This window comes from Sulfuricurvum sp., assembly GCF_028688295.1.
GTDB lineage: Bacteria > Campylobacterota > Campylobacteria > Campylobacterales > Sulfurimonadaceae > Sulfuricurvum.
The window spans coordinates 1-11,595 of record NZ_JAQTYM010000045.1; the positions used below are offsets into that span (position 1 = coordinate 1).

General features: G+C 40.1%; 8 protein-coding genes. 5 read left to right on the forward strand and 3 right to left on the reverse strand.

The window, feature by feature from the left end; all coding sequences use genetic code 11:
* Window positions 1–1,056 (forward strand): ATP-dependent DNA helicase RecG (gene recG / locus PHR02_RS09410; protein WP_299991456.1); only part of this gene is annotated, 1,056 nt, incomplete at its 5' end.
* Between the two features lie 87 nt (window positions 1,057–1,143).
* Here recG and raiA read toward each other — a convergent pair.
* Entirely contained in the window at window positions 1,144–1,680 is a 537-nt protein-coding gene (gene raiA / locus PHR02_RS09415; RefSeq protein WP_299991459.1) for a ribosome-associated translation inhibitor RaiA, read from the reverse strand.
* Between the two features lie 286 nt (window positions 1,681–1,966).
* Here raiA and PHR02_RS09420 point away from each other — a divergent pair, with 286 nt between their 5' ends.
* From PHR02_RS09420 to PHR02_RS09435, 4 genes are read left to right on the forward strand one after another with little or no spacing between them, the layout of a single operon-like run.
* Window positions 1,967–7,837 (forward strand): choice-of-anchor D domain-containing protein, encoded by a 5,871-nt coding sequence (locus tag PHR02_RS09420; RefSeq protein WP_299991462.1) that lies wholly within the window; start codon window positions 1,967–1,969, stop codon window positions 7,835–7,837.
* A 14-nt stretch (window positions 7,838–7,851) separates the two neighbouring features.
* The gene (locus PHR02_RS09425) at window positions 7,852–8,562 is read left to right on the forward strand and encodes a hypothetical protein (protein ID WP_299991464.1); all 711 of its coding nucleotides are present in this window, start codon (window positions 7,852–7,854) and stop codon (window positions 8,560–8,562) included.
* Window positions 8,562–9,494 (forward strand): type II secretion system protein, encoded by a 933-nt coding sequence (locus PHR02_RS09430; RefSeq protein ID WP_299991467.1) that lies wholly within the window; start codon window positions 8,562–8,564, stop codon window positions 9,492–9,494. Before PHR02_RS09425 ends, PHR02_RS09430 begins: the two co-directional genes overlap by 1 nt.
* Window positions 9,481–9,939 carry a hypothetical protein gene (locus tag PHR02_RS09435; RefSeq protein ID WP_299991470.1) on the forward strand — a complete coding sequence of 153 codons (459 nt, stop codon included), beginning with the start codon at window positions 9,481–9,483 and terminating at the stop codon, window positions 9,937–9,939. Before PHR02_RS09430 ends, PHR02_RS09435 begins: the two co-directional genes overlap by 14 nt.
* 112 nt (window positions 9,940–10,051) lie before the next feature.
* Here the strand turns inward: PHR02_RS09435 and PHR02_RS09440 are convergent, their stop codons facing one another.
* Window positions 10,052–10,429, reverse strand: a complete 378-nt coding sequence (locus PHR02_RS09440) for a response regulator (RefSeq protein WP_299991473.1) — start codon at window positions 10,427–10,429, stop codon at window positions 10,052–10,054.
* A gap of 18 nt (window positions 10,430–10,447) precedes the next feature.
* Window positions 10,448–11,595 (reverse strand): response regulator (locus PHR02_RS09445; protein WP_299991476.1); only part of this gene is annotated, 1,148 nt, incomplete at its 5' end.

Below are 11,595 nucleotides of genomic sequence, written 5' to 3' on the forward strand. Positions count from 1 at the left end.
CGACGGATGATAGTGGGGGATGTCGGATCGGGGAAGACGATGGTTATTTTAGCTTCGGTCGTTTTGATGCAGCCGCATCGCTCTATCTTGATGGCACCGACAACGATACTTGCGGCTCAGCTATATGAAGAGGCGCAAAAATTTCTCCCAAATTTACGAATAGCATTGGTCACCAATGCGACCAAAAAAGGGTCATTAGAGGAGTACGATTTTATCATTGGAACCCACGCACTCCTTCATCGGAGCCTTCCTGAAGCGGGTTTAGTAATGGTAGATGAACAGCACCGTTTCGGTACTGCTCAACGCCATTCCTTGACGAAACTTACGGAGAACGATACCTCACCGCATTATCTCCAATTTTCCGCCACTCCGATACCGCGAACACAGGCGATGATCGATTCTGCACACATCGATGTGAGTTTGATCGTTCAAACCCCCTTTACCAAAAAAATCACAACTCGCATCATCGGTAAAAGTGATTTTCCGCGCCTTTTAGATCGTATCCGCTTTGAGATTTCACAAAACCATCAAGTTCTTATTGTCTATCCGCTGGTGGAGCAAAGCGAGAGTATCGATTACCAAAGCATCGAGGAAGCGCGGGGGTATTGGGAAAAAAACTTCGAGAATGTCTACGTTACCCACGGAAAAGACAAAGAGAAAGAGGCGGTTTTGATGACATTTCGAGAAAAGGGGAATATTCTCCTCGCCACTACCGTTGTCGAAGTGGGGATCTCCCTCCCGAGACTCTCTACCGTTGTGATTGTCGGTGCGGAGCGGTTGGGCCTCTCAACTCTTCATCAGTTACGCGGTCGGGTGAGCCGTACGGGGTTGCAGGGATATTGTTATCTCTATACCAATAAAAGCGGTAAAAATGAGCGTCTGGAATCGTTTAGCACCTGTACAAGTGGTTTTGAGATAGCGGCACTCGATCTGAAGTTCCGCTCAAGCGGTGATTTGTTAGAAGGGAGTATCCAAAGCGGTAAAAAGTTTCGGTGGGCGGATATCGGTGAAGATGAAGAGATTGTAAGAGAAGTGAAGAAGTGGTTAGATAAATAACCACTCCGTTCGTGGTGAGCTTGTCGAACCATGAATACCCTTCGACATACCCAAAGGGCACGTGGGCTCAGGGCGAACGGCTATATTTTAATATAGCCCAAACCGTCCATCGGTACGTTTATACAGGACTCGCATTTTCCCATCATTATCATAAAAAACATCAAAAATTTTGCTACTCTCTTTGAGTCTCTCTAAAACTTCAGCAACCTCTTGAGGTTTAAAGAGTACCGGTTCGGCAGGGACGATCTCATCTTCCATTGCCTCTTCTGCTTCATGTAAATTCACAGTGCTTGCAGCCGCTAATTTAGCTTCATTTAACCCTTCATTTTTATGATCAGAAATACGATCATGAAGACGGCGAAGCGCTTTTTGGGCACGATCGATAGCGATATCGATAGCGGCATAGAGATCATCGTCACGTTGAGTAATAACAATAGTATTTTTTCCGGCAACATTGATCGTAAATTCGATCGTTACCCCTTTTTTACGCTCATTTGAGCTAGCAACAGCATTGACGCTGATTAGGTCGAGATGGTATTTGGATAGTGTATCGATAGAGTGCATCAGATGATCTTTTATAGCATCGCTGAGCTCGATGTGGCGTCCGACGAGAGAAATATTCATAGTATCCACCTTGTAATAAATTGGGAAAGAAATTTGATTATAACACACAAAAAACAAACGTCAAGTATTTCTATTGGTATGAAATTGAGCACTTGCAATAATTATTAACACATTTTAATGATGAATTAATCTACATAGCACTACAATCAAAGTATGGCGTCTCCTCTATAAATGTTTTAGAAAAGAGGGGCAATGGTCGATAGTAATAGATTAGGTAAATCAGCTCAAGTGATGTTTGCTACTGAGCCCTGATTATGTGTGCCTTAAAAATCCCAAGGAGGATGAGATGAATTTAAATAAACTTTTTTTACGATGGATAGCGGTTTTTGGAATGGTGATGGTATTTACTGTTTCGGGGTGGGGAGTATGCTCAGGTACAAACACAGGTAGTTGGAATACTTCTACTTCAACATATAGCCAGAATAATTTAAATGTTCAAAGTGATGACCAGGACTATTATCCCATAACAATTGGTACAGATGGAATTCTTGGCATTAATGTAAAGGATGATGACAATGGTAATTGGGACAATTTAGTAGTTAATATTTACAGCGATTCAAATTGTAATACATCAATATGGAATGGAAGCACAACAACTAGAAATGATGTTAGTACTATATCGTTTAGTCAAGCCCTTTCCGCAGGTAACTATGTACTTCATATTGCTGGGACAAGTTCTTCAGACAATACACAATATGATCTCAGTGGTACATTTTCTTTTCCTTCTCCAGAAATCAATGTCCAAGGTAATGGAAATTCAATAACTGATGGAGATACTACCCCAAGTACATCAGATTATACAATTCTTGGCTCTATTGCTGTGGGACAGGACTTAGATCGAACCTTTACGATCCAAAATACAGGTACAATGAATTTAACTATAGGGGCATTTACTTTAACTGGAGATTTCGCATTACAAACTGCACCTGCGGCTACGGTGGCAGCAGGTGGATCCACAACCTTTACTATACGTTTTTCACCTACAGCTATAGGTACTCGAAATGGAACACTCTCTTTTGTCAATAATGATTCTGATGAAAACCCTTACAATTTTTCTATTCAAGGGACAGGTCTTGATCCGATATTAACATGTCCAGGTCAAGTCATTAGCAATTTGCACGGTGCATCAAGCAGTGTAACCGATTCTGATAGTGGTACTATTAGTGCCAATAGTATGTATTATTATTATTTTATACCAGCGGCTGATGGACGTTTTGATGTTGATTCCAGTATGACAGATAACGATAATGATTTGTACATATATTCAGGTGCAAACTGTAATAGTCTAACCAATGTCACAAGTGATGTACAAGATAGCAATAATAAGAGTTTAACCACAAATGTGACTGCAGGAACACGGTATATTGTTGCTTATTACAACGATAATGGTGGTGGTAGAGATTACTCAATGAATTTTACGTTTACCCGTAATTCACTTTCTGAAATCAATGTTGTTGGTGTTGCAGATGGTGGAACTGATGCGAGTATCGGTACTGCTATGGTGAGCAGTGGAAGTGTGGATAAAACCTATACGATTGAAAATACCGGCTCAGAAGCTCTTAGCGTTGGGACTGTCACGATTAGCGGAACCCATAGCAGTGATTTTAGTGTGACGGCACAACCTGCTACATCTGTCGCAGCAGGAGGGACGACAACCTTTACCGTCCATTTTGACCCAAGCGCTTTAGGGACGAGAACTGCTACTCTTTCATTTAGCAACAATGATGCGAATGAAAATCCTTATAACTTTTCGATCAGTGGGATGGGTGATGGACCTCCGATTATGGGAACTATTCCTAATCAAGTTTATGGCATCGCGCTTCCAGTAGATGTTGACCTATCCACATACGTCACGTTGACAAATGGTGATCCAATCTTATCTTATACACTGACGGGAACCTTACCTACAGGATTAACGTTTAATTCAACAACCGGAAATATCAGCGGTACGGCATCGAGTTTAGCAAGCCCGACGAGTTTTAGTGTTTACGCAACGGATGAGGATGGTGACTCGAATGTTGTGAATTTTACAATCGAAATAGCGACTACGTTTGGTGGATTACACTCATTTGATAAAATCAATCCTCAAAGCACCCATAATGTTCGTGGTAATTATGGTATTGCCGGTAATACGATGATGTGTTTGACCGACAAACAAACCGGAACTTCTTATGAAGGATACGGCGGAAATTGTCTTGACACGGGGGCGGAGCTCCTGACCAGTAATATTCGTGTGAGTAAATATATCGATATCGATGGTGATAGTTCAACATGGAACTCAACCTCCTCGTACGTGAATGTCCCTGCTACATTTGATAATACCCCTGATAGAGGGATACTTTGGGCCGGGTTGTTTTGGCAAGGGCGAATCAGTAATGATACCGATCATCCATTGCGTTACGGTAAAGAAAATGGGAGTTCTTATGATTTAATCGAAACAGGAGAGGGGGTATCGTATGGCACTATTGATTTAGTTGCAGCAGGTGCCAATTCGATCAAACTTAAGATTAATAATGGGAGTTACAACTCAACAACAGCTAATACATTTTATGAATACAGCAGCGGTGGTGGGGTCACTTATGCCGCTTATTCCGATGTTACATCAATCGTGCAATCGAGTATCACCGCCAGTGGAAAGCATACCTTTACAGTAGCTAACCTAACCACCAATGAAGGGCGTGAAGATAATCCTGGGATTTTTGGCGGATGGTCACTCGTGGTGATTTACGCAGAAAACAATCTTGGGAAAACACGTAATATTTCAGTGTATAGTGGATTTGATATCGTTGATCAGCCAAGCGATGCATTCAAAATTACTGATTTCAAGCTTCCAACAACCGATTTGGTGAACGCAACCCTTTCCCTATTTTCGGGAGAAGGTGAGTATTTATATGGATATCGACCAGGCCAGACGGATGTGTTTGACTGGGTAAAGATCAGTAATGATGGGATAACGTATCAATACATGCCAGGTGCTACAACGAATCAAAATATTTTCGATGCCAAATTTGATGGTATTTTGCGTGATAACGTAACCGGTCATAGTAATAATTTGCAAATCAATAATGACGGGGTTGACATCGATAATTATGATGTTTCGAATCTTATGACAACCTATCGAGATGCTAATCCGGATATGCATGAGATGTATATCCAATGGTCTTCTAATCAAGATTATATTACTCCTAGTATGATCACCTTCGCAACAGAGCTTTATGCTCCAAAACTTTGCTACGATTACTCCTATAAACAAGATGGCCATTATTTGAAAGCAGATAATAATGGTTCACAACTTCCATTACTAGCAGGAACAGTTAATGATTCCGAGATAGAAGTATCGGTCTATATCCGAAATATCGAAGCGGATATCGATGCCTCTAATGTCTCATTTCATACTTCCGATGTCAATAGCACATTGTTTAGTTACGTGAATAATTCGATTGCTTCATCAAATGTAAATGGTTCTGTTTTAATCCCACGAGATGATAGCGGAACCGGGTGTGGATATGATGATACTGCTACGACTCCAATTGGATGTGTAAACGGTTCTAATGTCCGCATTGGTTTAGGTAAAGATGCTACAGGATATTCCATTAATGGAGCAGGTAATTTTGGGAGTGAAAATTTTACATACGCTAAATTTGCATTAAAACCAAACTTTAGCGGACTCAAAGATTTGAATGAATCGTTGGGATTATCGGTCGATTATACGATACGCCCGGATGGGGTAGATGCAGACATTGAATATAATTATAAGCTAGGTATAGAGATGGATATGTGCCCACCATCAGTCGGTTATACTCCTGCATGGGGAACGTTCAATGTAATTGATCGTAATGCTGGCACTTATGCAAGCAATGGAGAAACACTTCCAACTAATAACTTGTATACACAAGTTTCACGAAAACCATTTGCAGTCGATGTGGCTGCGTATGGAAAATATACAGACGGTACTTATACTATTAGACCTACGGCTGATATCAATACAACCGTATTAGTTGAGATGATCGATAATGATGCATTCCATGATACAAATGCATCGTGTGCAAACCCCGATTCGAATGTTTCACAGGCTGTTTATGTTCCGTTGACGATTACGGCTGGTGCGAGTGGTGATATGACCGATCCAGTGCCAACACAACTTATTCCCTATTATAATTTTGCAGTTAAAAATGCTTCTTTTCGTATTTGGTATTTTAATGATAAAAATGATTTGTTGATTCAAAACTGGACAGCAGGTGTATCAGATCCTGATTATAAATTAAATTTGCAAAGCATATCCGGTTTGTATAAAAGTGATACCCACACACTATGTGCTTCTGGAGAGCCCGCGCCGAATTGTAGTAATCCATTAAGTACGGATTGCTTCGAATGTATAAGACGTAATTACGCAAAGCCTCTCTGTTCGCGTGATAACTTTGCCGTTCGTCCTGAATCTTATGATTTACGTATCTATGATGTTAATCAGACATTAATACAAACAGATCCGGTAAAAGATGCTACAAAAATAGATCTTTCGACGTTATTCCAGTATGCGCCTATGTTCGCTTCGGCAACGGATCGTATAAATATTGCAGCCGGATATAATTACCGTTATGATATGAACGCTACGGGAAATGATAACGATTTGGCAAAAGTTCCAGGGTATACACGATATTTTAATGGCGCCAACACTGATTATAATGCTACCATGATTTGGGAACCTGAAGTGGGCCATATTACAACCGGATGTAATGATACAGTAGGGAAAAATCTCAGTTTTTATGTAGGTAATGGGCAAATGCTCAACAGTGAGCAAAACCAAACACAAGTTGGAGAATATCGACTTAATATTATTGATCCTGGATGGACGGCAGTGGATTGGGACACAGAGATAGATGCTATAACAGGAGTATCTCCCATGTCTCATCATACTACAGGATTTCAAGCTGGGTTAGATTGTGATAGTACTAGTACTTCCACAACTACAGACAGCGATGGAAAAGTAGGTTGTATTACAAGTAGTGAACATACAGGCGGTGGGTACACTTATAAAGATCATCTTTTACGGCTGAAACCGGCTCAATTTGATTTGAGCAATATTGCTTACGGTGTAGGAAAAATACCATTGTCACTTGGATCTGGGGATAGCGGGTATGTTTACAACTCGAATTTGGGTGTAGATAATGACATGCCTATGGCGGTACACTCTTATGGACCGATCAAAGCGGCAGGATATGGTGGTGAGACGTTAAGTAACTTTGTCAAAGAATGTTATGCTACTGATCTTAACCTCTCTATTAGTCATGACGCCAATATTTCTCTACCATTTATCGGTCGAATGAGTGTTGCTGAAACAAACGGGACGCAGGTATTTGATTCATTAAAATTTAGTGCACAGAATAATGCAATACAAACGATCGAGGATACCTATTTTATAAAAGATGACAACGGTACGACGGTACCGACAATTCGACTCAATTTTGATCGTAATGCAACAACGGTACAAGAACCTCAAGTCGTCTATTACGGTGATTTAAATGTATCCTGTCTAGTAGCGAGTGATTGTAATATGAGTGCAGCATTTAATACGACACCTAATACGGCATTTGGAAGTGATTTGATGGATTTTAATGTGACGCATGTCTATGGACGTGTAATTGCGCGCAATGTTCGGGCAACAGTTGGTAGTGCATTTGACGCCCTTGCGCAATATGAGGTTTATAATACTCCGACTTTACTCGGTACAGTTTTTTCTGCTGATTCGTTTGATACGGACTGGTATATCAATACGCAACATTCAATAGCAAATTATGGAGATGCAAGAATAACAGTTATTGATCCTACGTACCCAGCAAGTTATGACGTTAATGGCACATTGGTAGGGGGTAATAGTACGTATCATTTTAATGCGATTACGGTTCGCCAAGGGTATAAAGCTCATATCGATACTGAAGGGTGGTTGTGGAGTGGCGGAATTAATGCCCTCCCTTATGCTGATCCTAACAGTGTGAGTAACCTAGATTGTTTGACTCACCCATGTTTTAATATTTCTTTTGGACGTATTATCGGTAATACGGGAAGTGCAAAAACCGAATCTGAAGATCATAAAGCGAATAAAAGTACTACTTCAACAGGTTGGAGCACAACTAGTGAATACGCTCCTGCAACGCGCTGATGAAAAGGGATAGTATGCGTCATGCGATGGCGATGATCGAAGTTATTTTTGCAATTGTTATTATTGCTATTAGTGTGATAACAATCCCAACGATGATGAGCATTTCGGGAGAAGCGAGTAAACGAATTATTTTAGACGATGATATCATGGCACGTTTGAGTGCACAAATGATCGACAAATTTCAAGCACGTTGGGGAGGAGAATATGTTATTGATTTAAATCAATCTACGGCAACATATATCTCTTCACTTTCATCTGAAAGTGATTTAAATTGTTCGAGACCCAGTGCAGTAGGGCTTGGATTCCGACTCAATCCTGATTCTAATATTGAGTGCAATTTGACTCAAGTCCCCACTGAGATTCCGGCTAGTTTGGGGAATGGAGCTAATCAAGCAGATGGGAATGTTTCCAAAGGGATTGAAAAACTCAACGGAGGGACTGAGACTTTAAGTATTATTACATCTACTGGAGAAACTCTTAGTATCAATGCTACGTATAATGTACGTTATGTTCCATCAGGTTTAACGGGTATGGCAGGTAACACTGCAACAGCAACATGGAGACTTGGCTCTTCAGGGACAATAGATGCCAATAATAGTGGATCTATGGGAGATACAGAGAGTGAACGTACTCATCTAAAACGGGTAGTAGTACGATTTTGGAATAATACATTGGGAATCGATAGCACTCTTACCTTTTATAAATCAAATATTGGGGGCAATTGATGAAGAGAATCAGAGATGGGTTCACGTTGATTGAGTTGCTCTTTGTTATTGTGATTATGGGAATTGTCGGAGGGTTCGCTCTTGAAGCGGTTCGTCAATATTATGAGGGGATATATCGGACACAGGTCTATACTCAAAGAGTGGCGGAAGCAGATCACATCCTAGACCTTTTGTCAAAATATTTCGAAAATGCTGTTGATCTTTCTATCGTTAATATGGACGAAGATGCTGCAGATAATGCACTTGTAGGCAATTGTGAAGGTGATCCTGAGGAAGAAGCAGAAAATATTGCACATGATTATACGGTTGTATTTGTAGGTGTTGATACAGACAGTTTACGTACGATACCGCAGCCAGGTTGGAGTGAAATAGCAAAAAATACACCACCATTCGATGGAAATACAATTACTTTTGATGATGCTAACCTGAGTTTAGCGGATACAACTATACAAGCACTTTACCCAGCTTCAAACTTAGAAAACTCAGCTATCTATAATCATCAAAGTATTGCCGATACGTGCGATGATTTTTATTCATCAAATGGAAATGCTTACTATACAATCAATGGCTCATTAACTGGAAATACTCTTCCATTATTGAATAATGCTGGGACTACAACCAATATTGAAGCGCGTAGAAAGTATTTACTCCGAACCGGTTATGCATTTCGTGTGTTGGATACTGGGGAATTTGTAATGTTTTCGAATTTTAGACCTTGGAAAGGTGAGAATTATACTACAGGAAACCAAAATAGACTGGGAGATAATGTAGCCAGTTTTTATGCTGATTTTAACAATACAAACTCTTATAGTGAACGAGGGAGTGTTTGGCGATTAAAAGTGTGTATGCGAGGTTTAGATGGCAATCTAACTACTAACGATTTAGCCCAAGATGCTATCTGTCGTGAAAGGAAAGTACATGTCCACTATTAAACGTCGTGGTTTTGCAATGATCTTGGCTATATTTGTGGTCGTACTGGTTGCTCTAGGTGGTGTTCTTTTACTCTCTAATGTCACAGCTGGATCAAATGCAGTAGGTGTGAAATATTTGCATTCTCAGGCTGAATTATTAGCGACGAGTGCCACGGAATTCGCAGTCATGAGGGCTCAAGGATTTGATACAACAGGTACGAATTGTTTGAATAATTTGAATATAAGTGTGCAAGACAGTTCAGGTGTAGCTACTTATGATATTAATGTCACGATACAATATTCTTTTGAAGGTGCAGAACCAGTTAATAATCAATGTAATACATTAGCAGTAGGCACTGGTAACCAGTCAATGATGTTGATTGATACGATTGTATCAACAAATACAGGTGCTAATCTCTCGACAGAAGCTATACGTGTACATAAGCGGACATGGCAAAAACTGTAAGAAGATAAAATATGAATAACTCAAAAGTTAGATCCTGAATCGAGTTCAGGATGACAAATGAGTCGAATAAAGTGCATTCCGAATTCGATTCGGAATCTAAGTTACGGAAGAATTAAAGTGCTAGCTGGGCGATTTTGGCAAGTACGTCTTTTTCACGGACAGGTTTCATTAAAAACCCATTGGCTCCACACTCTAGTGCTTCCCCTTTTTTAGTCTCATCGGTAGTGAGGACGATTACGGGGAGCTGACGAAGTGATTCGTCGGCACGGATTACTTTTAGCATCTCTATACCACCCATAACCGGCATAATGATGTCAAGGAGAATGATGTCGATATCATCTTGGGATTTAAGAACACCGATAGCGTCTGCCCCATTTTTTGCTTCGATTACTTGAGAGACATTTGGGGTCTTCATTAACATGGTTTTGAGCAACTTGAGGTTGATCATATCGTCATCAACAGCAAGTACTTTTAGCTTTTTCTCACCCATTTGGAGTTTCCCCGATCTTTAAATAAATTTTTCGAAAACAAGACGCAATAGGTCTTTGTTTACAATATTTTTGATGATCTCATGGACATACAGAGAATCATCTTCATCTTCTTTAACATTTGGATCAACGAGCATTACTAAGGAGGTCTCATTATCGTTTGTTCGGATTATATCATACAGATCCTTGAGATTTAAACCGTGTAAAGATTTATCGAAAAGAGCAAGTTTATAACGTCCCTCTTTGAGTTCTTGGTGCAGCGCTTCTGTATCGTTAACGCTTTTATAGGTATATCCCAAGTCACTGAGAATACGAGAGAAGAGTTTCATTTCTAAAGTATTTTGTTTTGCAATCAAAATATCGGCATCATAATGTGATCGGTGAACTTCCGGGAGTTCTGGCGCAATTTCAGCAGGCTGCGCAAGATCAGTTATTTCTGGGACTTCATCATGATGAATCTCTTCAACGACTTTTTCAGTTACCTCTTCGGCTGCAACTTCAACAAAAACCTCAGCCGCTTCACTGCTAAGTACGATTTCACTTGGAGTTTCAATTTCACTGGTTTCGTCAATAAAATCAACGTTTTCTTCTATCGGTAGTTCATTACTTACTACTGGTGTAGACTCAGGGTCTGTAGAAATATCGTGAACGGTTTTTGGAACTGCCTTGATCTCAATGATTTTGTGAGAGAGGAAGTTGTTAAGCAAAGAGATGATTTCAGAGCGTACCAACGGCTTCGTTGTGTATTCATCCATTCCTGCAGCCATAAAGCGCTCACGGTCACCTTTGAGCGCATTTGCTGTTAGGGCAATGATTGGAATATGGTTTTGGGAATAATCTTCTTCAAAATCCAATATCTCTTGAGTTGCTTCGATACCATCAAGTACCGGCATTTGAATGTCCATAAAAATAATATCAAAATTACCGTTTTTACGTTTTTCAAATGCTTCAAGACCATTATTGGCCAAAGTGATCTCTAATCCAAGATCTTCAAGGGTACGTCGAATCAATTTTTGATTAATGACGTTGTCTTCAGCGACCAATGCAGATGCGGCAAAACGTGAATTTTTCTCATCAAATTTTTTACGACGTGTCGCTTTTTGTTTACGATTACTGAATGCCTCAGCATCATACGCATCCAACGTTGAACGAATTTTTGAACTGTTCA

Bases quoted from the DNA above. Each gene is read 5' to 3' on its own strand.
- raiA (WP_299991459.1), bottom strand. From the start codon at position 1,680: ATGAATATTTCTCTCGTCGGACGCCACATCGAGCTCAGCGATGCTATA.
- PHR02_RS09420 (WP_299991462.1), top strand. From the start codon at position 1,967: ATGAATTTAAATAAACTTTTTTTACGATGGATAGCGGTTTTTGGAATG.
- PHR02_RS09425 (WP_299991464.1), top strand. From the start codon at position 7,852: ATGCGTCATGCGATGGCGATGATCGAAGTTATTTTTGCAATTGTTATT.
- PHR02_RS09430 (WP_299991467.1), top strand. From the start codon at position 8,562: ATGAAGAGAATCAGAGATGGGTTCACGTTGATTGAGTTGCTCTTTGTT.
- PHR02_RS09435 (WP_299991470.1), top strand. From the start codon at position 9,481: ATGTCCACTATTAAACGTCGTGGTTTTGCAATGATCTTGGCTATATTT.
- PHR02_RS09440 (WP_299991473.1), bottom strand. From the start codon at position 10,429: ATGGGTGAGAAAAAGCTAAAAGTACTTGCTGTTGATGACGATATGATC.